Origin of the sequence: Pararhodobacter zhoushanensis (assembly GCF_003990445.1) — a bacterium.
GTDB classification, from domain to species: Bacteria; Pseudomonadota; Alphaproteobacteria; order Rhodobacterales; family Rhodobacteraceae; genus Pararhodobacter; species Pararhodobacter zhoushanensis.
This window is the reverse complement of the sequence record NZ_REEZ01000014.1, coordinates 34,047-57,561: the sequence shown is the minus strand read 5'-3', so window position 1 is coordinate 57,561 and position 23,515 is coordinate 34,047. Positions and strand designations below refer to the sequence as shown.

Below are 23,515 nucleotides of genomic sequence, written 5' to 3'. Positions count from 1 at the left end.
GGCTTACATCACATTTCGCAGCTTTCTCCCTCCGGCACCCGAGGGCTTGCAGCCCCGGCCGCCGGTATGCATAGCTAGCGCGGCGAAGAGTTCGCCGCTTTTGGGAGTAAACATTGCCATGAATCTAAGATTTACCAGCGCAGCGCTTATCGCGCTCGCGGTTCTCGCTGGGTGCGGACAGAGTGCTCAGTCTATGAATGATTTGTCGCTCGGCATGACCAGGCAGAATGTTGTCGGCATCTTGGGGACACCTCAGAGCGTTCAGGCAGCTGGCAACCAAGAGGTTCTAACTTACACGCTCTCTAACAGCTGGAATAGCCAGTTCTGGAATTCAGAGTATCGCGTGGTCTTACAAAATGGCCGGGTGGTAGCGTACGGCTGAGGGGCGGGTCGCACCGACCCCAAAGACACGTAGGCGGTTATTCTGCGCGAATAGCTCGAAACTCCGCTGTGGGCCGTTAGTCACCGCCGGGTCGTGTCGAAACGTGCGACCTTCTCATGATCTGCTCCAGAGGTCACGGAAAGCCTCCCCCAACTATCATCATGCGTTTCTCTCACACTCTTCTCGAATAGCTCCCGATATACGGCGGGTGCATTTCACCAGCGGTCCAGGACCGGGTTACGCTCGCAGGCCGACCCCGGCGACCGCACGCGGTACACCGCAGCCGGTCGAAAGCCATGAACCTTCCTGCGTCACAGCCAAGCTGTTCCGCTTCCAAGGTAGCAGAATGCCCACAAACGCAGGCCAGGCGGATGACGATTGATCCTTCCATGGACGGAACATAGAGCGAACACTTGAGCGAAGGAAGTGCTCACAGATCCCCTACCCCCTTCGACCCATGCGCCGCGAGCACGCCCGTCCAGTGATCGAACGGCGCGAGCGCTTCGTTGAAATCCGCGATTCCTCGGCGACTAGGTCGAAGAACACCGGCGGTATGCTCGCGCCCCGCCAAGCATCCGCCTTGCACGTCATATCAACTGATCACTGGTTTCCCACAGATGACGATGTGCCCATTCCCATTCGGATGGCCGTCAGTAACAAGTGCTGAGACCGTAATGTGGCCACAATGCAAACGTCCAGGCCGTTGCCGCTCGGCGATCTGCACCATCTTTGCTGCGGTGATGTCTCCTTTTCCTTCCGGAAATTTTATGTCCACATGCACGATAAACGAACCGCCGTCATCATACGTCAGCGTACCCGGACCCCTAAGAGCACTCATCTTACCCCTCCTGAGTCTGCTTTAGAAACATCAGTTTAACACGATCATTCTCCCTAGAGTGGAATTTCCAAACACCCCCCTCCACGCGTCGGAAAAAATGCGCTGCTGCATGCGAAGTATCAGCGACCTAAGCCTGCGGCGACGGGAAGGCTCTGGTCAAAGGTGATCACCTCGCCTCCACTCTCAGCGCCAGCACCCCCATTATGCTGTCGAAACGTGCCAGCAGCCGCTAAATCTCCGGGTCCGGTACAAACTGGAGGCCCTGCCCGTCAAGGATTGCCCCGGCGTTCCACACGGTCTGCATCGGCCCTGCCACAGAAAACACGCTCATGCTCTGCGCGGCAGCGATCGCGCTGCCCTCGGTGATGCCCGGCGTTTCGCCCCAGTTGACCTGCGGCATGGCATCGCCAGCCGCCATCAGCCGCCACATGGCTTCCAGCTCTGCCGTGGCGCTCATGTCCTGCATGAGGCGATGCGTCGGCGCGGTTTCAGGCGTTGCGCCAGGATCTTTCGCGCAGACCTTTCGGCCCTGTGTGAAGCTGTCCGGCCCTCGGCCCATCGCCTGAAAAACGATGGACAGCTTCTCGGCTTGAGCCTCGGGGACGATGATGATGCAAGGGACTTGGCCCATTTTAGGCGCTCCAATGGTTGTGAAGTTTGAGAATTTCGGCAGGGGTCGCTGCGCGGTCGATGACGAGAGCGTCGGAAATTTGGCCGGACCAGAAGCCGGTAGCCGTGCCTCCCGAGTTGAGGGCGCCGATTGCCATGTCAACGGTGGTGTTTACCGATCCAACCTGTGCATCGGAGTACACCTCTGACCCGTCGAGATAGAGTTTAACGGTGGTGCCGTCCCAACTCACCGCACCTGCATGCCATGCGTTGCGGAGGTCAGGCCCGGCTGAGAGGACACTAGCGCTTTGCAAGCCAACCCCCGCCGCCAACCTGCCCGACGAGTCCAGAACCAGCCGCGCATGTCCGTTCGGCCCGAGGGTGCATCCGAGTAAGGCCCTGTTTGGCGCGTCTCCATTGAACCGCGACATAATCGTGCCACTCAGACCCGGCTTGAACGTCGTCATCAGCCGGTCGTCGCTGCCGTCGAAGGAAAGGCCGGTGCTCTGGTATGTCGGGCGAGCGCCTGCCGTCGGCTGCGCGCCGTGAAAGCCGACGACATCCCGCAAAGACACACTGTCGATGGTGAACTCAGCCGACCCACCACCAAAGACGTCGCGGGCGAAGGAGATGTATTTGGCCGTCGCTGGAACAACGCCTCTCCAAGTGTACGTGCCGTCAGCCCGGATCGCTGGGTTCGAGCTGCCCGCGTAGTCGCTGAACGGCGAGGGGCTGGTGATGACGGATTGATCCGCAAGCCGGAACTGCACTCGCAATCCAGCTGCCCCGCCGTAGCCCGAGACCTTAAACGCCAGCTGTGAATACTTCCCGGCGCTGGCGCTCACGTCGCCCAGCAGCATTGAGAAATTCGATGTGCTGGCGTGATAGGCGCCACCCCCCACGGCAGACCAATGCCCGTCCGGGTCCAGCCACCCCGTCAGGTCGTTCGAGAAATCGCCGTTCGATAGCACTTCCGGCCCGAGTGCCAGCCCCTTGCTCTTGTCGAGTACCAAGCCGCTAGGCTGGCCCGGCGTGGATACGTTGGTGATGCCCGCGCTTGTCAGGAAAAGCGTCCTCAGGTCGCGGGCGTCGAACAAGACGCCCGTGTCGGACGGGCCGAAGATGGCAGCAGGCGTCCAGCGACTGCCCCCTGCCCGCGTCTGCGTGAGGCCCAGCCCAAGGCCAAGCGACAGCATCAGTCGATCCCCACGATGTTTGTCGCCGTCGTGCCTGTTGCCAGCACGCGCGCCACCCGGAACGGCAAGAGCGATCCCGCCAGCACGCCCACGATCGGCACCGGATCGCCCAGCTCGCCCCCGTTCCAGGGAATAACCATCAGATCGCCATCGCCGCCGACGTAAAGACCGCGCGTCACAAACGCCAGATCCGCGTCGTCGCTGGGCGTGATCGGCCACAGATTTTCACCAGGTGATCCGTTGTGACGGGAAATATGGATTGCCTTGTCTTTCATTGTGTTTCTCCAAAGGTGAACAGTGTTTCAGGTGCTCGATTGCCAACGCAGCCTATGGGTGGCGAAGGGCGGCACTCAGCCAATCGGCACAGGCAAGCGTGCGGGCGTTCTGGCGCGCCAGGGCGGCATCGAGGCGCAAGACGGCGACGTCCAGACGCTCACCCGCGAGCACGCCGCCACGCGTGGTGCGGCGGCAGTCCTCAGGCGGGGTTGCAAACACCTCGGCCACAGCCGGGGCGGCGCGGGCCGTACCGATCGAGCGACCGGCAGCAGCAAGGCGCGCGGCGTCAGTTTGCGCGCAGGCGGCGCAGCAGATCGGGACCGACAACGCAAGCAGGGTCAACAGTCGTTTCAAGGCGGTAGTCCTCCAATTGCGCCGCGCGCGCCTCGGCCTCGGCCTCAGCCTCGGCGACGCGCCCGCGCAGTCCCTCTGCTGCGACGGCAGCGGCCCGTTGCGCCTTGCGCAGGGCGTCGAGCTCGGCCAGTGCGGCGTCGCGCTCAGCGGCCAGCACGTAGCCCGTGCGCGCCTCAGTCACGGCGGCGCGGCGGTCGATCAGGTGCCAGGAATAGGCCGCGACGGCCAAGCCAAGCCCCGCCGCCGCGCCAATCGCCAGGCGCGACGGCATCAGGCCGCGCCGCCCGCGTACCATGTAGCGACATTGAAACCGGGGCACGCCTTGGAGGCGTATTGGTTATGCCCGCTCAGGGCCATCGACCCGCCGACCCGGCCCTTGATCGCCTCGATCAGGCGGCGCAGGGCCGCGTCTTGCGCGGGCGTGAAGTTGTCGGCGAAGGCGTCGCGCGCGCCCGAACCATGCCCACCGATCAGGCTGACCCCGATCGTGCCCGCATTGTGCCCCGCAACATGCGCGCCGATTTCGGTCTCACTCCGGCCAGCCATCACCGCGCCGTCGCGGTCGATGATCCAGTGATAGCCAATGTCGCGCCAGCCGCGATCCTGCACATGCCAGCGCCGGATCTCGGCGACCTTGTCGGCCAGCGGGCGATTGTGAAACCAGCTCGGGCGGGTTGCCGAACAATGCACGATGACTTCGCGCACCGGATGCCGGGCGCGGCCTTGATAGATCATGGTCTTTCCTTTCAGGGAATGCGCAGGATCAGCCCTGCGCGGGCAGGTCGAAGATCTTGCCCGTGCGCCTTCATCCGAACATTTTGAACATGACGGGCAAGGCAACCAGCAGCACAACAAAGATCGGAATGCCGACCCGTATGGTGTGCCAGAAGTCGTCGCAGGGAGATCGCTTTGGGCGGCGCAGGACCGGGTCAGGCATCGTCGCCCCCCTGCTGCGGCGCGATCGACTTGCCGTCGATCAGCCGCTCGATCAGGGTCACGGCCATCAGGCCAACCAGAAAGGAAGCCGCGCAGAGCGTGCCGAGGGCACCCGCGACGTCATCTGGCAAATCGCCGATCCACGGGCGCAGGATGAAGGGCGCAAGCACGCCGACGCCAAACGCTGTTGAACCGCCCATGAAGACGACGCGCAGACCTTCGCGCCAGGTTGTCTTGAGCGCTGCCGACCGAACAGCACCGCCGAGCGCGCCGAAGAACGTGAGCAGCGCACCCCGTTCATTGAAGATCTGTTGCCACAGGTTCCAATCCATGCGGGCCTCTCATTTTGGGAATTTCGTTGCAATTTGCGAGGATTACGCCCGAAGGCGCGAGATCAGCGGAAGCGACTGCGGCAGGTAAAAAAAAGCCCGCAAACTGCCCAAATATTGTCAGATTTTTTGACGACCACACGGTGTCTCGCCCACTTCAGGGGGGCGGGCGCAGCCACCGAGCCTTGATTGCCAACCTGGTTCGGTGGCACCTGCCACTCCCGCAAAATCCTCTTGGCCTTTGGCCACGTCAGAGATGACCCTGGGGATACAGCAGGCCGTCAGGCAGCAGTCTAAACCACAGCCTAGCGGCATTGGTTCAGGTGCCCCAAACCGGCAGCGTCGCCAGACCATCGTCAGCCGTTGGAAGCGTCCCTGCCCCCGCGTGCGCGGCTTCTTGCTGGTACGCCTGCGGCAGGTGCCACCGCGCCTTGTAGAATCGTCCGAGTACCGTTCAAGTTGTGGACAGCTACGCCGTCGCCCTTCGTTGACGGGGTGGTCAGCCGCCGGGTCTGTGTTCGCCAACCTGGCTCGGTGGCGATACTCAGCGTTGCGAAACTTTCATGGCCTGCACCGATATCATCGATGATTCGCGGGCTTAGGCGTCGGGCCACTGGCCAAGCTTCCCAGCTGCGGCTTGGCTCAGTCTCTCCAAACCGGCAACGCGGCCAGAACGTCGTCGGCGGTCGGCAGCGTCCCTGCCTGCGCATGCGCGGCCTGCTGGGCATATGCCTCGATCCAGACCGCATCGCGCCAGGCGATGAAGCTTTGCGCCTCGGCTGACCAGGCCGGGACCGTTGAGTCGCGATACCCGGCGCAGGCGGCGGCCGAGTTGTAGCCAAGCGCCCGCGCCTGCGCCTCGACCAGCGCGTCGATCGCGGCGGTGATCTGCGCTTGCAGCGTTGCCAGCGTCTCGGCGGCGCGGGCCTCGGGGGTTTCGATCGTCAGGGTGAAGCTCATTCGGCGGGTTCCTCGATCCGTGTGGCGGGAAGGCTGATCGCGCCCGAGGACGCGGTGACGGTCCAAGGGCTGTCGGGCTGATCGGGCGCGGCGGTGTCGCCCAGGATCACGCGCACTGTGCAGCGAATCTCGCCGCCCTCACGGGTGATCGTGCCGACAAAGGGATGCTTGCCCTCGGGTGTCGCGATCCCGCCCTCGGGCACGCCCGACAGATCGAACGCAGCACCGTCGACGCTCAGGACGTCGCCCGCGACGGAGAGGGTGGTTTCGGGTGCGCCGGGCAAGCCCCGGCAGGGAGACAGGGTGATGTGCATGGGTTTGTCCTCAGAACCAGCGACCGACGGCGAAGACGTCGACCGTCACGTCGGTTGCATCCGTGCCACTGCTGAGACGCGAGGCGCGGATATAGGTGATGCCCGTCGCCGAGGCCGCAGAATTGGAGACGGCGAAGAACCGATCCGCGATCTGCACCGGCGCGCCTTGGCCCGCGAAGGGGAAGAATTTCGGCGGGGCGACGAAGGCCGCAGGCAGCGTCCAGTCTTGCGGCCCTGAGTAGTAGGGTAAGGCGCGGGTGCCTGCGCCATTCGCGACCGGACTGCCAAGGTTGAGGCTATGCCAGCAATACTGCGTGCCATCGGCAAAGCGCACATAGCTGCCGTTGGCATTGCTGCCGCGCTCGATCACAGCGCCGGTCGGCACGCCGCCAGCCTGTGACACTTGCCCGATCATCGAGCCGGTGTGGTGCAGCTTGTACCAGGCCCCCAAGGCACCGCCCGCATAGCGCGCGACATAGAGCGGCGACGTGTTCAGCGCGTTTTGTCTGGCGGCAATCTGCACGCCGTTGTTCTGGTTGAAACCGCCCAGATCGAGCACGGACCAGTTCGCTGACCCCGCCTCAGGCGCGCTGATCGCATCGGAATAGGCGTAATAGAAACCAGCCCGCCGAACGCTGTTAAGATCCGCCAAGGGACCGTGCGACGCGCCCAGGCCAAAGGCACCGACCGGCAACAGCCGCCCTGCGGTTGCGTCGATCGCGCCCGATTGAACCGCGGTGCCGCTCAGCAGGCCGGTGATCTCAGCGCCACTGGCCATGAGCCGCAGGCGCAGCGAGCCACCCGTGGCGAACCCGAGGACGTTTGCCCCCTGCCGAAACATCCCCGTGTCAGGGTCAGCAGCAAACGACAGCGCGGGCGCAGCCACCGTGCCATTCGGAAACAGACCATTGCCCGAGCCGACAATCGCGACTGCGATCGCCGCTGCCGCCGCTGCCTCATCGCGGAACCCCAGAGCTTTCGCCGCATGGTGCAGCGCCGAGAACTTGCCGGGCTTTACCGTTGCGTCTTCCGGCTTCTCCGCCCAATCCTCGGCTAGCGCCAGCGCCTCAAGCACCTGCGCGAGGATCGGCGAGACCGGTTGCGCCTGATCCATCAGATCCGCCAGCGTTGCCGTGGCCTCGGGCGGAACCGCGATCAGCACCGCGTAGGTCTCGCCGGTCGCGGGCCAGACCGTCAGCGCGTACTTGCCTGTATAGAGCACGGCGCTGAACTCGCCGCTGGCCCCGGAATGACCGGTGACGATCTTGGGAATGATCGTGGCGCTACCGCTGCCGACGATCCCGCCCGCGCGCGAGAGCCGGTAAGGTGCGCCCGCAAGCGCGATCCCGCTGGGGTCAACCAGCGTGCCTGTAACTGTGCAAGTCATGGGGTGCCTCAGGGTTTGGGGGCGGCGGCGCGCGCAAGGAAGTTGCGAGGGCTGGCTGGCGCGATCATGGCGCGGTCACCCGGTACTCGGACCAGAACACCAGACTAGCGCCGACATTGATGCGGTACTTTGCGCCCGCCGGGACTTCTGCCGTGGCCGAGGAGTAGAAGCCACCGGCCTCGACAAAGTGGCAGACACTGACCCAAGTTGTGCCTCCGTCGTGCGAGACTTGGAAAAAGCAGCTGATCGTGAGGGCGTCCGCAGTGATCGTGACCAGAATCGGCAGGGGCGTGCTGTTGGTGTAGATGGTCACGGCCGCACGGCTGGCGGTCACATCGTACCATTTCCTGCTGTTGAGCAGCGCCACGAGCTTTGCCGGGCTGATCACCGTTTCTGTCGTGCTCACGCCCGCATTCCAGACCGCCTGCGACGCGCTTGTCAGCGTCAGATAGCCCTGAAGCTGCGCGAGGGTCACGGCGTCAGCCGGGTCGGTGCCTGCGGCCAGCCCCGTGACCTTGTTGCCCCCCATGGCAAGGGCGGTCGTCGCCGCGCCAAACAACGACAGCGGATGCACCCAGGCGGTGTTTGCCGGGTTGCGGATCTTCAAGGTGCCGCTGGACGTATCGGCCCAGAATTGCCACGGCACAAAGGCCGTCGGGGCCGAGGCCCCGCTATGGTGCGAATTGACCGCCCCAACCAGCGCGTTGATGTTCTGGCGGACCTGCTGCGCAAGGTCGTTCTCGACCGAGAGACTGGGAACCTGTGTCATGCTACCTCATCAAAAGTGACGCGCAGGACCGTGACGATCGGCGCGTAGTCGATAGTTTTGGTGGACAGAAGCGCGCGCGCCTGAACGCCGCGCGCGGTGATTTCGGTGGCATTGATCCGCCGCCACGCCGACCAGCTGGGCGAGCCGGACGGATCGTCCGGCGTGGTGCGCAGCTGCACCTCGGCGTCGCACTCGGCATTCTCGGTGCCGTCGAAATCGCCCCAGCCGTCGATCGGGCCGGTGCGGCTGTCGAAGATATCGTTGAGCGCGATCGATTCCATGGTGACCACGGCGCGCGCCCGCACCGTCTTTGCAGCCCCAAGGTCGAGCGTCGTGGCAAAGGTATAGATCCCCGACAGAGTGATCCCGAAGGGCAGATCCCAGCTTTGCACGTCGTCGATAAAGCCGGGGATATCGTCAAACAGCGTCGTGCCCGCGAGCGTCAATTCGCCCGCATCAACAGCGGTGCCGTCATGCGTCCCCGAGAACGCGCTATCGGCCTGCAACAGCCCGGCGGTCGAGAACGCCACCGCCTGCGCCGCGTCGGTCTCGACCTGACTGACCGGGCCGGGAATGCCCGTGCTGTCGATCGCGCGCACCAGATAAGTGCCCGGCAGCAGCGGCACCACGGCAATCGTGGTGTTTCCGGTCACCTCATCGACCAGCACCGAGTTTGTCCATTGCGGCGACGCGCTGGACGAATGGCGGATGACGACGCGCCCCCCGATCAGCACGTCCAGATCGACGGGCACGCGCCACTTGAGGACAGCAAGCCCCCCCGCCGACTGGATCGACACGTCCTGCAAGGCTTGCGGCGGTTGCAACAGGCCGTGGATCTCTTGCTCATAGATCGCCCAGGGCGAGCGAACACCGAGCTTGGAAATCGCCGCCACGCGGAACGCCCACGGCCCCGGCGTGATATCCTCGATCACGGCGGTTGTGCTCGCCGTGTCGGTCAGCCGGACCCAGTCGCCGCCCGCGAGACTGCCTTCCAACTCATAGCGCAGGATGCCGTTATGGCTGGACGGCGACCAGGTGATCGTTGCGCGCGCCTTGACCCCGTCGCCTGCGCGCGTGGCATAGAGCGTTTCGACAACATTGGTGATACCCGGCGCGGCCACATCAAAGGCGCTCGGCAGCGTGGTGCGGGGCGCAGCCGCGTAGATCTGTTCCTCGGTCGCGTCCCAGGAATAGACCAGCGGCGAGGTCTCAGACAGGCGCAGCACCGGCATAAGCCCGATGCCGTCGGCGACAGGTTGCAGGGTCAGCCCGGTCGTGGCGAAGGGCTTGGCATTGGCCCCCCAGCGGGCGCGGGTCAGCGACACGGTATCGCCGGGGCGCACGCGCAAATGCGTCAGGTGCGCCGGCCACTCGACACTGAGTTGGCGGCGGGACATTTCCAGCTCGATCTTGGCAATCCGCTGGGCCGCGCTTGAGGAAATCGTGAACGGCAGCGTGATATCGCGCCACGCGCGCCGCCCGTTATCCTCGGCCAGATACACGTCCGACGCATAGACGGGGAAGTCATCCGGCTGCCAATCATTCTCGGGCGAGATGAACGTGCCGCGCACCGCGTTGAAGCTGCTGGCCCGCGACAGCCGCGTCACCAGCTTGAGCGGCCCCGCTGCATCATCGTCGGACAAGCTATGCTCGGGCGTGCGGTAAGCCCCAGACAGGATGCGCCAGACGCCGCCCGAGCGCACAACCTGACCCGCAATCGCCGTCTCCATCGCCTGAATGATCGCCTGGGGCGTCGCGCTGGTGTCGACCACGCCGTTGATCGTGTAGCGCGGCTCGGTGCCGCCGTCGGCCAGCGCGATCTCTTCGTCGCAAATGTTCGCCTCGCCGACCAGATAATCGCCGTCGATGCCCTGCGGATCGCCGATGCCTGCGCCGAGGCCAAACTCTTCATTCGCCATGTAGTCGGCAAGGCACAGGGCGGCGTTGGTGGTGTAGCCCCGCTCGCCGGTGCGCGGGTCCAGAATGTCATTCTTGCCGCGCACAATGGCGGTGACCTTGGGCACACCCTGCGGATAAGTGTCGGTATCGTAAAAGAACCGGATCGCGATGGCAGCGCACCCGGCAAGCCGGTGATCCGCCGTCCACTTCTCCGTCCAGCCGGGCGCAATGAACGCGGTCTGATCGTCCGTGCCCAGCCGCTTCTCGACAGCCGCACGGTCATAGTAGCGGCCCTGCGGAATGCCCTCGGCGTTAAACGCCAGCTCATTGTTGAGATAGATCTCATCGATCCCCGCGACTTCATGCGCCGCGAGGACGATCACCAGGTGATACAGCTGCTCGCCGAACCGGTTGCCCTCGGCGCTCGATCCCTTGAACACGATGGTGCCGCCCTTGCGCACGCGGCCATAGACAATCTCGCGCGGTGCAATCGGTTGCGTGATCGAGACTGTGCGCGAGTTGTTCGCCTGCCCGCGCTGCGCATAAGCCTGCCCGGCGGCGGACAGCAGTAGCGACGCGCCAAAATTGGCGATCGTTGCGACGAACCCGGTCAGGCCGAACGCGCCCGCAACGCCGAGCGTGGCAATCTTTCCGATGATCGCAACCGCGACAGCCATGGCTCACACCCTCCACGCGGCAGAGCACTGGCCGAGACGGGCATAGATCAGCCCGGTCTCGCCGACAAAGGCTGCTGACGCGCCGACGCACACGCCAAAGGTCTGCCCATCCATCACCACGTCACCGCGCTGCGCCATCAGCACCGGGATAGGCGCGCCCAAAGCGGCCTCGGCCCCGGTTGCCAGATCCGGCCACCCCAACCGGCGCAGGGCGCGCGCCGCGCCGATCTCGGTCTTGTAGCGCCCGCGCCATGCTTGGGCGGCGCTCTCGGTGCCAGTCAGGGCCGCGCGCACATCTGCCGCCCAGGTGGCGCAATCATGCACGCCCCACTGAAACGGTCGCAGGCGCGCAGCCTCGATCTGCTCGGCCAGGATGGTTTCCCATCCGGCAATCCGGGTCACTCGCCCCATGTGTCTTCCTGATTCTGAATGGTGGTGACAAACTCGAACCCCAGATCGCCGGGGTGTTTGACCTGCTGATCTTCATGCGTGTAGCGGCGCACGCGCGGGCGCTGGAGGTCGATCAGCTGGTTCTCATAGCTGATCGAAATGGTGCAACTGTCGTCGCCCTCATCAATCTGCGGCACGTCCAGCAAGCCGCCGAACAGGAACACCGGGTCGGCAATCAGCGCGCCGGTTTCCTCGAACATGCCCAGCCAGACGTTGCCGCTGTCGCCTTGTCGCGCTTCATCAATCGCGATCTGCACCAGATCCAGCGGCACGCCCGACAGCGCCACGGTCAGGCCCTGCGCGACAACGCCGTTGGATTCCTCGATCGGTGACACCGCGAGCAACTGCCCCGCGCCCGTCCATTCGTGCCCGCCCCAGCTGATCGGGCCGAGGCCAGACCACAGCCGCAACGCGCCGCTTTCAAACTGCCCTTCCACGAACAGCGCCAGGCGCGGCGTCTCACTGCGGGCGATTGCGGCGATTGCCGCCGCCGTCATGTCCCGGCTCATAGCGCCTCGACCGCCTCGACAGTGAAGCGCAGCAAGCCGAATTCCACGCCGGTAATCACGGGCGACACCGCCCGCAAACGAACCGCAGGCGCGGCGACTTCGACAATCGCGCCATGCTCGGGCGCGGTGCGCAGCGCAGGCACGAAGTCGAGGGTTGCGGCCCCGCTGGACGGCACCACGTCGGCGGTCAGCTGATAGAGCCGGGTTTGGTCGCCCGTGCCCAGGCTGAAGAAATCCCCTGCCACCAAACCGACGACCGTCCATCCTGCCGTGATCAGGCTATTGCCCGATTGCCCTGCACCGTTGACCGTGATCGTTGAATGCGCGGCATTGGCGATCGTCGGATCGCGAAAGATGAACGGGCGGCGCTTGTTCAGCGTCTGGCTTGCGAAGGCTTCAAAAAGGCGACCGCGCGCCTTGACGCCAATCGTGTAAGCCCACCGCTCGCCGCCCCAATCCTGCACCTGCCCGGCATAGGAAAACGGGCTCTGCGTCGCGACCACGGCGCTTTGCAAAAAGCGCTCGGTCTTGGCGCTGCAATTGACGGGGAAATCGACCATCAATACCCCCGCATCTGCGCCGATTTGGTCGCGAGCATGGCCTGCTGAACAAGCGCCGGGGTGCGCGCATCCAGTTGCGCCGCGATTTCCTCGGCGACGCCGCGCTGCGCCCCGCGCGCGTCGATGTTGTAGACGATCGACGGGGCCGCCCCCGCCGAGCGCAACAGCGATGCGGTCTCAAGCGCGGGCGTGATTGCAGCACCGACCGGCAAATTCAGGATCTCGGGGCCTTCCTCGCCGACGATCGACGGGCCACCGCGCCAACTTTTGGTGCCGCGCGCGTTTTTCCCAAGCAGGCCCCCGATGATCGAGAAGATACTGCCGCCGCCCCCGCCCGACGCGAGGGATTGAAACCCGCGCATCGCCTGCATGCGGGCCAGTTCAAGGATCAGGCTGACAACGGCCCGCCGCCCCTGCTCGCCGCCCTGCGCCATTGCCATGAAAATGTCAGTGACAGCCCCGATGCCGCGCTCGCCCGCTTCCTGCACGCGCCGCATGCGCTCTGCGGCCTGTTCGGCATTGTCGCCCGCCGTGACATAGGCCGCCGCCATCGCGTCGATCTCGGCGGTCAGTTCGGGCGTGATTGCCCGCCCCTCGGCTTGCGCAGCGGTCAGCAACCGGGCGCGCTCGCGCGCATACTCGATCGCGTCTGCATACTGGATGCCCGAGGCCGCGACCTGCGCCAGCGATGCCGCCTCGGCCAGCAGCGCCTCGGTGCGCTCGCGAATATCGGCCACCGTGCCCGCATAGCCGGTTTCGCTGTCGCCGCTGCCGCTGCCGGATTGAACCGGCGGCAAATCAAAGTCGATGTTGCGCGGTGCGGGACGCGGGCGGGGCGATGACTGCATGTCGGCATCGCCGGGAAGAAGTGGCCCGTTTGGGTCAAGCGGCGCGCCGGTATTCATCGGCAAACCACCACCAGGCAGCGCCGCCATTGTTTCGGCGGCGACGGTGGCGGCACGGGCAAGGGCTTCAGTAAGCGTGTTTACGCGCCCTGTGACACCGTCGAGATTGACGCCGTCCATGTCCGCAAACTGGCTGATCACACTGCTGATCCGTTCGGCAAGCCGTTCGGCCTCGGCCCGGAACTCTGCCCCGCTGATCGTACCTTCCGCGAGGCTCACTTGCAGAGCATCGGTTTCGGTAACCAGTCTGCGCAGCACTTCCTCTGCGCCAATTTCACCGGCCTGCCTCAGAGCCATGACGAAATAGTCGAGTTCAGGGCGGGCGTCGGTCAGCGCGTTTTCTACCTCGGCTGACGCGATCGCGATTGCCGTCAGTCTTTCGCGCGTCCCATCGAGGCTTTCAAGCGCACCACGTTGAGCGGTCAAGGCATCAAAGACCCCATCGCCAAGGATCGCGCGCGCACGCTCCAATGAGCCGAACATAGTCTCAAGCGCGCCGGTTGCGGTCTCAATGCCGCCCGCAAAAACGTTAACCGCCGCAGTCTGGAGAAGCGCCGTCGCGCGGGCGGTCAGTTGAGTGAATTTCTCCTCCAGGATCGACGCCCGGTCGATCAGATCGCTATCAATCACCAAGCCAAGATCGCGCGCCTGTTGCACCATGTCGCCCAGCCGATCCGCGCCTTGCGCGACAACGCTGACAAAGCGCTCACCCGCCGTGCCGCCGAAAATTTCGTCGCCGATCCGAATGCGGCTCGCATTATCCACGCCCTCAAGGCGGCGCATGATTTCCAACAGCAGCGCCGAGGGGTCTTTCAGACGGTCAGACAGATCGGCGGCGGTAAAGCCCAGACGGGTAAACGCCTCAGCCGCCGAGCCGCCGCCCGTCACAATGAATTCGTCAGCGCGCAGGTTCAGCTCGCGAAACCCGTCAGCGACGACGTCTTGGCCGACACGAAACTGGCCGAACACATAGCCCCATTCCTGGAACGCCTCAGGTGTCACGCCCGCATTGCGCGCCGCATCGCCGATCTGCGCCACGTCACGCATGATGCCACGCACGGCGATCGCCGAGGTCGCGAGCGTCGCCCCCACAGCTGACAGGCCAAGAACGCTTGAGGTCATCCCGCGAATCCCCCGCGCGAGACCCGCGTGAAACCCGGTTACCTCTTGCCGCGCGCCACTCAGGCCCCGCGAAAACTCCGCCGTATCCAAGCCCAGCGACGCGCGCAGCCGACCGATATAACCCGCCATCAGTTCCCCCGTTTCTGGCCGCGAATGCGCGCCCGGTAATCGTCCATCGAAATTGAGCCTATCTTTGACGCCATGCTTTGCAGGGCATGGCCCTGCGCTTCTGGCGGCAATGTCTTGCCGGGCGTTGCTTCCAGATCGTCCAGAAAGCGGCGCAGCCCGTCGCCGTCGACATGCGCGCCGACCCACGCCGCAAGCGCGGCATCGGCCAGGCGACGGCGCTTTGCCAGCGCCTCGCCTTTAAGCGCGCGTTGCAGCGCGCGCGGTGTTTGTGCCCAGAATGCCCCCGGTTCAAAGCCTGCGGCGATCCACTCGACCGCAAGCCCGTCAGCCCAAACTCTCAGGCCGACGGGGGCGGCGGATTTCCCGAGGCGTCACCCTCGGCCTTTTCGGGGGCCGAGCGTTTCAGCGCCTCGGCGAGACCGTCGCGTAGCGCCTGCCCGTTCTGATCCAACAGGTCGCCGACGGCCTGCACCGTCAGGCTGGGGTGATGCACCACAGCACAGGCCCAGATCAGCGCCCGCAGACCAGAGAAGGTGCCGTGAAACCCCTGCTCGATCCCGGTCAACTCGCGCAGCGGGTCCAGCCCGGCGCGCGACACCACGCTTTCAAATTCGCACAGCGCGTTGACGTCGGCACGCAGGTAAAGGGTGGCCCCGTCAGCCAACGGGACCGCGACTTTTTCAAAAGGGGCGCTGCTCATGCTGCGTTCGCAACCGTCGCCATCAAGCGCCAGGTCGCCCGCATCACGATGTTGCCTTTCAGCGCGCCCACCGGCTTGTAATCTTTCAGATAGCCCATGCAGGTCAGCTGCTTCTTGTTCACACCAGTGCCGACCGTGATTTCGACCAGGTGCAGTTCCTTGTCGCCGGTCGCACCGTCGCGGACGTTAAGCTCGGTCAGGGCGGTGTCACCGTCGGACCCGGCGTCCAGCAGCATTTCTTGCGTCCAGTCGACGGCAGGCAAGAGACCCGGCCTGTTTTCCTCGGTCGCACCCGGTGACGCCTGGTGCGTCACATCAAGGTCGGCGGGCATGCGGTCGGGCCATTCGACGTTTTGCAGGCCCGTGATGATGATCCAGTCCGGCGTTTCGCCGCGACCGACGCGCAAGGCAGACCCATGCGCAAGCATGGACGCAATGGACAAAGCGGGGGCGGGCATAGCGTTTCCTTTCAGAGGGGGAGAATGCGGGCGCGCGTGGTTGTCGCGCCAAAGGTCAAAGTCAGAGTCCCGATGCGGGGTGACCCCTCGCCGGAAATCTCGATCGCCGAGGACCGCAACGCAAAGTCGCGGCCCTGTGCTTGCACCCCGGCCTCGATCGGCCCGACCAGCGCTTCGGCGTCGTCGTCAAGGGTGTCTTCAAGCTCGGTGCCGTCGCCGCCCTTGTGTGCGCGCTTGACGACCACAACGGCAACGAAGGTCTGGAAATCAGTGTCCTGCGCCGCCGCGTCGCGTTCCTCGGTCGGCGTTGCAACGCCGATCACGGGCAGAGCGTCGGGCGAAAGATTGGTGGTCCAGGCCGAAATGATCGACTTGCCCGCCCAGGTCGGGTTGCCCGCCATCACCGCAGCGACAGCGACGCGTAGATCCTCGCGCAGGGCCTTGCGCTCGGCACTCATCCGGGCACGGCCTCAAGCTCGCAGATCAGGTGCGCGTCGGCGGCGGGTGAGCCTTGCGGCCAGATATTCAAGACACGCAAAGTGCCGTCCGCGTCCGAAACCCGATCATCGCGCGCCAGCTCGGGCACCAGATCACGCCGCACGCGCCAGGTCGGCGCGGTGATCAGCACGTCGACCCCGTCGGGACCGATCGCGCGCACGGGCGTGCGGCGCAGAATGGACTTAACCACGCGCGCCGAGCCGCCCTGCGGGGTGTAGGGCACGCCACTGCCGAGAACGGCAGCGGCGATCCCGGACATACCGTCAAACAGCGATGTCACCGCACGGCACCGTCCAGCAGAACGACGCCAAGTGCCGAAGGGTTGGCGGCGATTTCCGCCGCCGTGCCCGCGAGCGTGTTGCCGCTGGCCGTGGTGGTAAACACGAAATTCGTGTTGTCCCAATACAGCTTTGCGCCGACGGTCCACGCCTGCGCCGACGTCTTGGCATGGGTAAACACACCCCGGCGCTGGATCTCGACCTGCGCGCCGGTCAGGGCGTCAGTCAGCGCGATACCCAGCAGCGAGCCGATCAGCACGCCCTCGCCCGACTTCACGTCACGCGGGGCGAGGACGCCGACGACCTCGCCCGGTTGAATGTAATTTTTCATTTTTCAGCCTTTCTCGACAGGGCACCACCGCCCGAAATGCAAAGGGGCGGCACTGCTGCCGCCCCGTTTGGGTTCAGATCACGTGCAGGTCAGATCACGCGCCGCCGTTGAACCAGCCGCCGACCCGACCGGCAGCGCCCGCGCCGAAATCGTGCTCCAGCGTCCAGGACATGCCCGCGCGCCCGAACACATCTTCTTGGCGCATGCGCGGCGCGCTGGATCCCTCAAGGAAGCCGAACACAAAGAGCGCAGCGTCCGCAGGGTTCGCCAGCAGATACCAGCCGTTCCCGGTCAGTTCGGCGGTCGACATGACCTCAAGCTTGCCCGAGAACGGGTTGGCCTTGTCAGCATCGGCAGGCGTCAGCGGTGCGACGACCTGCTCGGCGACCGTTTCCTTGTCCGGTGAAACCAGCAGGATTTTCGGCGACAGGTTCAGCTTTGCGCCGCCGATCGACGTGTGCTTGCGGATCGCGGCGCGGCCCGCCGCCAGCGTGGCGATGCTGATCGCCGCATTCGCCCCGGCCTTGGTGCCGTCGGCCGCGTTGAAAACTGCGTTGCCGTCGGACAGGTTCGGCCCGGCCCCGGCGTTGCCGAAACAGGCCGCAAAGAACGTCGCTTCCTCGAACCGGGCCACCATGCGGCCCTGATCGGCGATCGCATCGGCAATGGCGCCGATATCGTCATTGATCAGGGTTTGCCGCGTCACGTCAAAGCGGATGCCATACGACCCCAGCGCGACGGTTTCTGCCGACTCGCCAATGGTGCCCGACTTGATTTCACCGCCTTCGCCCAGCGGGCGCATCATCGGGAAGTCACCGGGGCGAATGATCGAATGCGCCCGGAAATCCTTGAAGGATTTCTCGCGCGCAATCTGGCGGTAAATCGGCACTTGCTCGCGGTAGCGATCGGCCAGCGCCTTATTCAGCGCATTGGACAGCGACAGCGGAAAATCCGACGTCGTGTGCATGTCCATGAACACGCGCAGCCGGTCGTCGGCGGTGCGCAGCGACCCACGGTAGCCCGAGGCGGTCGCCGCCATTTCCGCAAGCGACATGGACATGAACGGGCGGGCCCGCGTGTCGGTCGGATCATTGCGAGCGAATTGCGCAACCAGCGCGGCGGTCATACCCGCGCGGCGCGTGTCGCGCTCATCACGGGTGATACGGGCGCGCGGCCCGGTCGGATTCGGCACGGTATTTCCTCTTTGCTGATAGTGGGCGACAACTTGGCGATAGGTTTGGCGACGCGCGATGAAATCGCCTGCAACCGCTGCCGACTCGCCGTGCATCTCCACCAGGTGACAGATCGCCGACGCATCGCTGGCGGCCGGATCTTCTTCTTCACCGTCTCCGCCGGTTGTGGTGTCGTCACCTTCACCGGCGTTCGTGGTGTCATCCCCCTCGCCGCCGGGCTTGGTATCGTCACCCTCGCCGCCGGTCGTGGTGTCATCGCCCTGCCCTTGGGTCAGGTCGTCGTCGATTTCTTCCGGGTCCATGCCCATTCCTTTCAGTGAAGCGCTTGCGGGATTAGCCCCGCCGATCCAGGCCATGACGGCCTGCCGTGAGGGGCCAGAGGCCCGAGACCCGGCCAGCAAGTGCTGGGGGGCATGCTGATAGGCCGCATAGGAAAAGGCGGCGGCGTTTTGCGCGGCGGCATCCTCGGCAATGTCGGCAAAGCCTGCGGCGATCGCCTCGGCGGGCGTGAACCACGTTTCCGCGCGCATCACGTCGCGCGCCTCTTGAGCGGTGATCCCGGCGCGCGCGGCGTAGATTTCTGCATAGCCGCCAGACATGCGGCCCAGGGCATCGGCGGTTTCGCGGTGCTCGGCTTCTGTCCCGCGCCCGTCGACAAAAGGCACCGCCGGGTCATGGATCATCAGAACCGCCCCGGCGCGCATGGTGATCGTGCTGCCCGCCATGGCGATCAGACTGCCCGCGCTGGCCGCAACGCCGACGATCACCACGTCAACGCCGGGCGCGTAGTCGCGCAACGCGTGGTAAACGGCCAAACCCTCGGTCGCCAAGCCACCGGGGCAGTTCAGCAGGACCGTCACGCGCTCGCCGTTGGCACGCGCCAGCATCGCGCGCACATCAGCGCCGGTAAAATGCGGCTCATCGGGCCAAGGCGGCGTGCCGACCATGCCCTCCAGATAAATATCAGGCATCAAGATTCCTTTCGGTTTCGGAGGCGTCGCCGGGTGCTACCTGCGGCGTCGCGCCAGGCGCTTTGATCGCGGCAAGATTGGCGCGGCGCTTCATATCGGCGTCGATCTCGGCGTCGATGGCGTCGGGGTCGTAACCCGACTTGCGGATCTCCGACCGGCGCGAGGAAAGACCCGCCTCGATCCGCTGCACCGACACCGCCGTTTCAGCTTTCGGGTCGGCAATCACCGGCGGCGGCGGGGTCCATTCAATCCGCGCCTCTTGAAGCGCCTGCGCGTTGTGGCGGTTGCCTGCGTCATAAGCCCATTGCAGCATTGTCCAGGTGCCGATCGGTCGACACAGGCGCGGGATTGCCATGTGCCATTGCCAGCGCTCGACGTTTTGCCCCATGGCGATACGCCCGAGGCGCGCAGAGGAAAAATTGACGTTCGACAGATCGCCGGACATGTCCTCGTAGGTGATGCCAAGACCGCGCGCGATGCGGCGCAAATGAATGCGCCCGAAATCATCGTATCCGGTGACGTCGGGCGGATTGGCGAAACTCACCTCATCGTTGAGGCCGATGCGCTGGATCAGGCCGGGGGCAAGCGTATTTGGAATACCCTCGTTATCCCCGTCATCGGTGCGCCAGAACGCCGCGAAACAGGCGGCGATCTTCTGGCGCATCAGCTGCGCCTCGTCATTGTCAGACAGCGCCACCAGGTCATCCAGGACACCCGCGAACCAGGTGACGCCGCGCCGCTGGCCGGGCCGATCGACCCGGAACAGGTGTGCAACCCGCGACGCGTCAACCCTGCTGGACGTCAGGCCGCGCATGTTCGACCCGAGCACGGGCGAGCCGGGGTGCTCATCGAACAGGTGATAGGCGACCACCCGGTCACCATCGTATTCGATGCCATCAAAGATCAGGTTGCGCCCGCGCCCGACCGGGCCTTGCAGGCGATCGTCCAGAAACTCGGCCTCAAGCACGCGCACCGAGGCCCCGCGCGTGCCCGGAAGGGGCCAGACCACCAGCGCCTCGCCATCGGTCACGCACGCGCTGAACGCGAGCGCCTGCAACCCGCCCAGAGTGGACACCCCGTCAACGTCGATCGCCAACGTGTCAAAGCGCGGCTTGATCAGGTCGGCCCATTCGCGCTTAAGGCCCTTGTCCTTGCTTACCAGGCGCGGCTCGATCCCCGTTCCGATCACGTTATTGACGATCACCGACAGCGCCGAGGCGGCAATCGGGTTATTGCGGATCACGTCGCGCGCCACCAGCGACAGGCCGCGCCGGGCGTACATCGCCACCGCGTCGGCGTCGCCATTGACAGCGCGCAGGCTTTCCGAGCGGCGGGTCAGATCGCCCGCGCGGTAATGCGCCATGACGCGCATCGCCTCGCGGGCCTGCGCACGCTTCACCGCCGCAGCGGGCGAGACCTGCCCGACAATCCAGTCGATTGCGTTCATTGCGGACGTCTCACAAACCGGGGGTAAATCTGCGCCGAGGGGCGCGCCGGGCCTGCAACCTCGGCTTCCATCAGCGCGAGCGTCTGGCGCATTTCGGACAAGGTCCGAAACGTCACCATTTCGTCGCCGATCTTCACCGACGCCGCACCTTTGCCGATCGCGCCCTTGAGCGCGTCGACGTCTTCCTGCGTCCAACTCACAACCATTTTCCTTTTCTCGGTGCGATCCACCCGGCGCGCGGCAGCGCGGCGGGGGTCGGCTTTGGGGCCTCGACAGCGGCGCGCGGCCCGACCCAATCGGCAAACGGGTTATCCGCGTCCAGCCGCGCCCAGAACGGCGGCGCGGCCTCGGTGATCGTCTCGCCCTTGATCTGGATATGCAGCGCACGGGCCTGCACCAAATGGTCCAGGCTTTCGTTGCGCTGCATGCCCGGCTTTTTGACCCAGCCTTTCGGCCCCCGGCGCTCTGCCGTGAATTCCGCCGTCTCGGCCTCGCCGAACCATTCCGGCAGGCCGCACCAGTTGCGGCCCGGCTCGGTCAGACGCAGCGACGACGCGACCGCGTCTTTCAGCCGATCCGTCGCCATGTGCAGGATTTCGACGTCAGACGCCGCGCGGCGGCGCTTGTTCGCCGAGCGCTCGGGCGCGCGAAGCCAGACGCGGTCGCGATGCTCGCCCCCCTCGCCCCGTGTCAGAAACCAGAGCTTGCCCTGCCCCTCTTTGCGCCGCCCGCGATAGAAGCGGTAAGCGTGTTCGGTGGTCGACCCGCCGCCGTGCATGTCGACGGCCAGCGCCACCGGGCGCAAAACCCAATGCGCGCCGTCGACCGGCCAGCTGCGCATTGCCAGCCCGTCCAGCACCGCCCAATCCTCGGCGATATCAAAGGGCCTGATCCCGCGCGACGCGCCACCCGGCGCGCCCTCGGGCGGATTGACCAGGTCGAAACGGTCGATCGGCTGGTGCCGACCGTCCAGCCCCCAAGCCGTGACACCGACAACAAATCGCCCGCCCTGCACGTCAACCGAGACCGTCAGATAGGCGGTCCAGCTGGGCGCGGTTCCCTGCGGAGTCGAATTGCCCGCCGCCTTGTCGCGCAGCGCCTGCACCGACAACTCGCCATCCGCCCCGGCATGGCGCGGCAGATACGGGCGACCAATCGCGGTGTTGGTCACTGTTTTAAGTTGTTCCTCATCCCCGGTGCGATCGAAGGCAGCAACCGCCGTGACCCACAACCCGACAATTTCTGCCCAGGTCGCAAAGCTCGCCGCCGCGCCGTCCAGCCAGTACGACGCCATGTCGGTGCGGCGGATCGCGGGATCGCCGAGGCGCACCAGATCGCGCCCGTTCGCGGCCTCATGCAGCCAGCGGCCCGCCGTGTTCAACTCGCCCTTAAGCTCATGCCCGAAACCCTCGCGGCAATGCGGGCAGATCATCTGCGCCGTGGCCCCGCATTCCGCCGGATCGTTGCTTTCAGCCCACCGCAGCCGCGCAAAGGTCGGCTCAAAGAACGCCCCGCACTCAGGGCAAGGCCAGTACCACCGCCCCCGCGTGCCCGCCGGATAGAGGCTCAGAACGCCACCCGCGACCGGCGGCGCATCGTGCGGCGTCTTGGCGCGCCACGATTCATCCGTGATCGCCCGACCCGGCGACGACTCGATCACCACCGAGCCGCGCGAGCGCAGCGTGCGGGTGCGCGCCCGCATCATCACATAGCCCGACCCCTCGCCGTCGATCGAGTCCGCCCAGCGGTCAAAGTCGGTGCCCATCACCAGCCGCCCGGTGAAGCTGGCAAGTTTGGTCGCGGTCGGCCAGTCAAAGGTCAACTCGGTGCCGCCGATAAACCGCTTTGAATACTGGTTATCAGCGCCCCTGCCCGCGTCCCGGCGCTTGGCGACGTCGGGCGAGTTGCGCACCATCGGCGACCATTTGTTGCGCTCGAATTCCGCCGCTGCTTCGCGGGTCATCTGAAACAGCGCCACCCGCGACGGCTGCGAACAAACCGCGTGAACCGACGCCGCTTGCAGCATCAGCGTCTTGCCCGACTGCGACGGCCCGCAAAACACCGTCGCCGCATAGTCCCGCGACACGGTCGTGTCCTGCGGCTCGACCATGTAGGGCGCGTCGGCGCGCCGGTACGGTTGCCACTGCCCGCCGGTATAAACCCGCATATACTTCTCGGCGGCATCCGTGACCGAGATCAGCTCGGGCGGCGTCAACGCGGGCAAGGCCCGGCGCAGGGCGGCGCGCGCGCTGGCATAGGGCGGCAGCGGCTTGATCGTCTCCAATCGCGCCGCTTCCCTGATCACGCGAGGGTCGCCCATCACACGAACCCGTCGCCGCCGTCGCGCTCGGCCAGCTCGGCGTCCTCGATCCGCACCCGCATGGCGTTGATCGCATCCGCCGAGGCCCGTTGCACGGCACCGGCCTGCGACGGCGTCAGGCCAAGCTCGCGCTCCAAACGATCAGACAGACCGTCCAGCCCCTCGCGCACGATCGTCAGCAGCGCGTCGCACAGGTCGATCACCTCATCGAGCGGCACCAGTGACCGCTTGAGCCGTGCCGCCTGATCCCAGGCAACCGAGGCCATCGCCATTTCCTTGCGTTCCTTTGGCGTCAGCGTCGCCTCGGGTTGCGCGACGTCGACGCCCAGGAAATGCGCCTGCAACGCCGTGACCTGCGCGGCGTTATGCGCCGAAGCTGCCTTTTCTCGGGCCTCGCGATCGTTGACCCACGCCCAGCAATGCGACAGCCGGTAGACATAAGAACGGCCCTGCCCGCCCTCTTGCACAACCGGCATTCCGGCGCGCGTCCACTTCGCGACCGTGTTGACCGTCTTGCTGATCGCCTGCGCAATCTCTTCCTGGTTCATGTCGGCGTCGGCGACACCCTCGGGCAGAGGGAATGCAGCCAGCATGGCGCGCAGATCGTCAGCGACGTCGACCGGCAACAGCGCCGGGGTTTCGGTTTCAGCCATTGCCCAATCACAACCCCTATTCACACCCCACCGGATCACCCAGCCCCCACCCGAACCGGGGCGCG

The 23,515-nt window shown here is 65.5% G+C and carries 27 protein-coding genes; all 27 read right to left on the bottom strand.

Translation table 11 applies throughout. The features are described 5' to 3' along the window. Positions 1 to 974 precede the first annotated feature (974 nt). Entirely contained in the window at positions 975 to 1,220 is a 246-nt protein-coding gene (locus EAE28_RS21020; RefSeq protein ID WP_127109965.1) for a hypothetical protein, read from the bottom strand. A gap of 229 nt (positions 1,221 to 1,449) precedes the next feature. After that, a complete protein-coding gene (locus EAE28_RS21015; RefSeq protein ID WP_127109963.1) occupies positions 1,450 to 1,851 on the bottom strand; it encodes a hypothetical protein in 402 nt (133 codons plus the stop codon). A 1-nt stretch (position 1,852) separates the two neighbouring features. Beyond that, positions 1,853 to 3,025 carry a LamG-like jellyroll fold domain-containing protein gene (locus EAE28_RS21010; protein ID WP_127109961.1) on the bottom strand — a complete coding sequence of 391 codons (1,173 nt, stop codon included), beginning with the start codon at positions 3,023 to 3,025 and terminating at the stop codon, positions 1,853 to 1,855. Beyond that, positions 3,025 to 3,300, bottom strand: a complete 276-nt coding sequence (locus tag EAE28_RS21005) for a spike base protein, RCAP_Rcc01079 family (RefSeq protein ID WP_127109959.1) — start codon at positions 3,298 to 3,300, stop codon at positions 3,025 to 3,027. Before EAE28_RS21005 ends, EAE28_RS21010 begins: the two co-directional genes overlap by 1 nt. Positions 3,301 to 3,352: 52 nt before the next feature. Then, entirely contained in the window at positions 3,353 to 3,643 is a 291-nt protein-coding gene (locus EAE28_RS21000; protein ID WP_164736729.1) for a hypothetical protein, read from the bottom strand. After that, complete coding sequence (locus EAE28_RS20995) at positions 3,588 to 3,926, bottom strand: hypothetical protein (protein ID WP_127109955.1); 339 nt, start codon at positions 3,924 to 3,926, stop codon at positions 3,588 to 3,590. Before EAE28_RS20995 ends, EAE28_RS21000 begins: the two co-directional genes overlap by 56 nt. Beyond that, positions 3,926 to 4,390, bottom strand: a complete 465-nt coding sequence (locus EAE28_RS20990) for an N-acetylmuramoyl-L-alanine amidase (RefSeq protein WP_127109953.1) — start codon at positions 4,388 to 4,390, stop codon at positions 3,926 to 3,928. Before EAE28_RS20990 ends, EAE28_RS20995 begins: the two co-directional genes overlap by 1 nt. A 194-nt stretch (positions 4,391 to 4,584) precedes the next feature. Then, positions 4,585 to 4,923: a hypothetical protein gene (locus EAE28_RS20985; RefSeq protein ID WP_127109951.1), complete on the bottom strand. Its 339-nt coding sequence runs from the start codon at positions 4,921 to 4,923 to the stop codon at positions 4,585 to 4,587. Between the two features lie 639 nt (positions 4,924 to 5,562). After that, positions 5,563 to 5,880, bottom strand: coding sequence for a hypothetical protein (locus EAE28_RS20980; RefSeq protein ID WP_127109949.1), 318 nt, complete (start codon positions 5,878 to 5,880; stop codon positions 5,563 to 5,565). Next, positions 5,877 to 6,194 carry a hypothetical protein gene (locus EAE28_RS20975; protein WP_127109947.1) on the bottom strand — a complete coding sequence of 106 codons (318 nt, stop codon included), beginning with the start codon at positions 6,192 to 6,194 and terminating at the stop codon, positions 5,877 to 5,879. The genes EAE28_RS20980 and EAE28_RS20975 overlap by 4 nt, the downstream gene beginning before the upstream one ends. 10 nt (positions 6,195 to 6,204) lie before the next feature. Continuing rightward, on the bottom strand, positions 6,205 to 7,581 hold the full coding sequence (locus EAE28_RS20970) for a hypothetical protein (RefSeq protein WP_127109945.1): 1,377 nt from the start codon (positions 7,579 to 7,581) through the stop codon (positions 6,205 to 6,207). A gap of 64 nt (positions 7,582 to 7,645) precedes the next feature. Beyond that, positions 7,646 to 8,350 carry a hypothetical protein gene (locus EAE28_RS20965; protein WP_127109943.1) on the bottom strand — a complete coding sequence of 235 codons (705 nt, stop codon included), beginning with the start codon at positions 8,348 to 8,350 and terminating at the stop codon, positions 7,646 to 7,648. Beyond that, positions 8,347 to 10,926 carry a phage tail protein gene (locus EAE28_RS20960; RefSeq protein WP_127109941.1) on the bottom strand — a complete coding sequence of 860 codons (2,580 nt, stop codon included), beginning with the start codon at positions 10,924 to 10,926 and terminating at the stop codon, positions 8,347 to 8,349. Before EAE28_RS20960 ends, EAE28_RS20965 begins: the two co-directional genes overlap by 4 nt. A gap of 3 nt (positions 10,927 to 10,929) precedes the next feature. Continuing rightward, the gene (locus tag EAE28_RS20955; RefSeq protein ID WP_127109939.1) at positions 10,930 to 11,337 is read right to left on the bottom strand and encodes a DUF6950 family protein; all 408 of its coding nucleotides are present in this window, start codon (positions 11,335 to 11,337) and stop codon (positions 10,930 to 10,932) included. Further along, positions 11,325 to 11,885, bottom strand: coding sequence for a hypothetical protein (locus EAE28_RS20950; RefSeq protein WP_127109937.1), 561 nt, complete (start codon positions 11,883 to 11,885; stop codon positions 11,325 to 11,327). Before EAE28_RS20950 ends, EAE28_RS20955 begins: the two co-directional genes overlap by 13 nt. Continuing rightward, positions 11,882 to 12,445, bottom strand: a complete 564-nt coding sequence (locus tag EAE28_RS20945) for a hypothetical protein (RefSeq protein WP_127109935.1) — start codon at positions 12,443 to 12,445, stop codon at positions 11,882 to 11,884. The genes EAE28_RS20950 and EAE28_RS20945 overlap by 4 nt, the downstream gene beginning before the upstream one ends. Then, positions 12,445 to 14,601 (bottom strand): hypothetical protein, encoded by a 2,157-nt coding sequence (locus EAE28_RS20940; RefSeq protein ID WP_127109933.1) that lies wholly within the window; start codon positions 14,599 to 14,601, stop codon positions 12,445 to 12,447. Before EAE28_RS20940 ends, EAE28_RS20945 begins: the two co-directional genes overlap by 1 nt. Positions 14,602 to 14,938: 337 nt before the next feature. Continuing rightward, positions 14,939 to 15,301 carry a hypothetical protein gene (locus tag EAE28_RS20935; protein WP_127109931.1) on the bottom strand — a complete coding sequence of 121 codons (363 nt, stop codon included), beginning with the start codon at positions 15,299 to 15,301 and terminating at the stop codon, positions 14,939 to 14,941. Next, positions 15,298 to 15,759: a phage tail protein gene (locus EAE28_RS20930; RefSeq protein WP_127109929.1), complete on the bottom strand. Its 462-nt coding sequence runs from the start codon at positions 15,757 to 15,759 to the stop codon at positions 15,298 to 15,300. Before EAE28_RS20930 ends, EAE28_RS20935 begins: the two co-directional genes overlap by 4 nt. An 11-nt stretch (positions 15,760 to 15,770) precedes the next feature. Further along, positions 15,771 to 16,217 carry a hypothetical protein gene (locus tag EAE28_RS20925; RefSeq protein ID WP_127109927.1) on the bottom strand — a complete coding sequence of 149 codons (447 nt, stop codon included), beginning with the start codon at positions 16,215 to 16,217 and terminating at the stop codon, positions 15,771 to 15,773. Further along, entirely contained in the window at positions 16,214 to 16,537 is a 324-nt protein-coding gene (locus EAE28_RS20920) for a head-tail joining protein (protein WP_246022517.1), read from the bottom strand. The genes EAE28_RS20925 and EAE28_RS20920 overlap by 4 nt, the downstream gene beginning before the upstream one ends. Continuing rightward, positions 16,534 to 16,866 (bottom strand): DUF2190 family protein, encoded by a 333-nt coding sequence (locus tag EAE28_RS20915; protein ID WP_127109925.1) that lies wholly within the window; start codon positions 16,864 to 16,866, stop codon positions 16,534 to 16,536. The genes EAE28_RS20920 and EAE28_RS20915 overlap by 4 nt, the downstream gene beginning before the upstream one ends. A gap of 94 nt (positions 16,867 to 16,960) precedes the next feature. Continuing rightward, positions 16,961 to 19,030 carry a head maturation protease, ClpP-related gene (locus EAE28_RS20910; protein WP_127109923.1) on the bottom strand — a complete coding sequence of 690 codons (2,070 nt, stop codon included), beginning with the start codon at positions 19,028 to 19,030 and terminating at the stop codon, positions 16,961 to 16,963. Beyond that, positions 19,023 to 20,477, bottom strand: a complete 1,455-nt coding sequence (locus tag EAE28_RS20905) for a phage portal protein (protein ID WP_127109921.1) — start codon at positions 20,475 to 20,477, stop codon at positions 19,023 to 19,025. The genes EAE28_RS20910 and EAE28_RS20905 overlap by 8 nt, the downstream gene beginning before the upstream one ends. After that, positions 20,474 to 20,677, bottom strand: a complete 204-nt coding sequence (locus EAE28_RS20900; RefSeq protein ID WP_127109919.1) for a phage head-tail joining protein — start codon at positions 20,675 to 20,677, stop codon at positions 20,474 to 20,476. Before EAE28_RS20900 ends, EAE28_RS20905 begins: the two co-directional genes overlap by 4 nt. Then, positions 20,674 to 22,797, bottom strand: coding sequence for a terminase gpA endonuclease subunit (locus EAE28_RS20895; protein ID WP_127109917.1), 2,124 nt, complete (start codon positions 22,795 to 22,797; stop codon positions 20,674 to 20,676). Before EAE28_RS20895 ends, EAE28_RS20900 begins: the two co-directional genes overlap by 4 nt. After that, complete coding sequence (locus EAE28_RS20890; protein ID WP_127109915.1) at positions 22,797 to 23,450, bottom strand: terminase small subunit; 654 nt, start codon at positions 23,448 to 23,450, stop codon at positions 22,797 to 22,799. The genes EAE28_RS20895 and EAE28_RS20890 overlap by 1 nt, the downstream gene beginning before the upstream one ends. Positions 23,451 to 23,515: the final 65 nt, after the last annotated feature.

Bases quoted from the DNA above. Each gene is read 5' to 3' on its own strand.
- EAE28_RS20895 (WP_127109917.1), bottom strand. From the start codon at position 22,797: ATGGGCGACCCTCGCGTGATCAGGGAAGCGGCGCGATTGGAGACGATC.
- EAE28_RS20930 (WP_127109929.1), bottom strand. From the start codon at position 15,759: ATGCCCGCCCCCGCTTTGTCCATTGCGTCCATGCTTGCGCATGGGTCT.
- EAE28_RS20990 (WP_127109953.1), bottom strand. From the start codon at position 4,390: ATGATCTATCAAGGCCGCGCCCGGCATCCGGTGCGCGAAGTCATCGTG.
- EAE28_RS20960 (WP_127109941.1), bottom strand. From the start codon at position 10,926: ATGGCTGTCGCGGTTGCGATCATCGGAAAGATTGCCACGCTCGGCGTT.
- EAE28_RS20950 (WP_127109937.1), bottom strand. From the start codon at position 11,885: ATGAGCCGGGACATGACGGCGGCGGCAATCGCCGCAATCGCCCGCAGT.
- EAE28_RS20965 (WP_127109943.1), bottom strand. From the start codon at position 8,350: ATGACACAGGTTCCCAGTCTCTCGGTCGAGAACGACCTTGCGCAGCAG.
- EAE28_RS20970 (WP_127109945.1), bottom strand. From the start codon at position 7,581: ATGACTTGCACAGTTACAGGCACGCTGGTTGACCCCAGCGGGATCGCG.
- EAE28_RS20905 (WP_127109921.1), bottom strand. From the start codon at position 20,477: ATGAACGCAATCGACTGGATTGTCGGGCAGGTCTCGCCCGCTGCGGCG.
- EAE28_RS20945 (WP_127109935.1), bottom strand. From the start codon at position 12,445: ATGGTCGATTTCCCCGTCAATTGCAGCGCCAAGACCGAGCGCTTTTTG.
- EAE28_RS20985 (WP_127109951.1), bottom strand. From the start codon at position 4,923: ATGGATTGGAACCTGTGGCAACAGATCTTCAATGAACGGGGTGCGCTG.
- EAE28_RS20975 (WP_127109947.1), bottom strand. From the start codon at position 6,194: ATGCACATCACCCTGTCTCCCTGCCGGGGCTTGCCCGGCGCACCCGAA.
- EAE28_RS21020 (WP_127109965.1), bottom strand. From the start codon at position 1,220: ATGAGTGCTCTTAGGGGTCCGGGTACGCTGACGTATGATGACGGCGGT.
- EAE28_RS20915 (WP_127109925.1), bottom strand. From the start codon at position 16,866: ATGAAAAATTACATTCAACCGGGCGAGGTCGTCGGCGTCCTCGCCCCG.
- EAE28_RS20925 (WP_127109927.1), bottom strand. From the start codon at position 16,217: ATGAGTGCCGAGCGCAAGGCCCTGCGCGAGGATCTACGCGTCGCTGTC.
- EAE28_RS20890 (WP_127109915.1), bottom strand. From the start codon at position 23,450: ATGGCTGAAACCGAAACCCCGGCGCTGTTGCCGGTCGACGTCGCTGAC.
- EAE28_RS21015 (WP_127109963.1), bottom strand. From the start codon at position 1,851: ATGGGCCAAGTCCCTTGCATCATCATCGTCCCCGAGGCTCAAGCCGAG.
- EAE28_RS20910 (WP_127109923.1), bottom strand. From the start codon at position 19,030: ATGCCTGATATTTATCTGGAGGGCATGGTCGGCACGCCGCCTTGGCCC.
- EAE28_RS20935 (WP_127109931.1), bottom strand. From the start codon at position 15,301: ATGAGCAGCGCCCCTTTTGAAAAAGTCGCGGTCCCGTTGGCTGACGGG.
- EAE28_RS21010 (WP_127109961.1), bottom strand. From the start codon at position 3,025: ATGCTGTCGCTTGGCCTTGGGCTGGGCCTCACGCAGACGCGGGCAGGG.
- EAE28_RS20980 (WP_127109949.1), bottom strand. From the start codon at position 5,880: ATGAGCTTCACCCTGACGATCGAAACCCCCGAGGCCCGCGCCGCCGAG.
- EAE28_RS20940 (WP_127109933.1), bottom strand. From the start codon at position 14,601: ATGGCGGGTTATATCGGTCGGCTGCGCGCGTCGCTGGGCTTGGATACG.
- EAE28_RS20995 (WP_127109955.1), bottom strand. From the start codon at position 3,926: ATGCCGTCGCGCCTGGCGATTGGCGCGGCGGCGGGGCTTGGCTTGGCC.
- EAE28_RS21005 (WP_127109959.1), bottom strand. From the start codon at position 3,300: ATGAAAGACAAGGCAATCCATATTTCCCGTCACAACGGATCACCTGGT.
- EAE28_RS20955 (WP_127109939.1), bottom strand. From the start codon at position 11,337: ATGGGGCGAGTGACCCGGATTGCCGGATGGGAAACCATCCTGGCCGAG.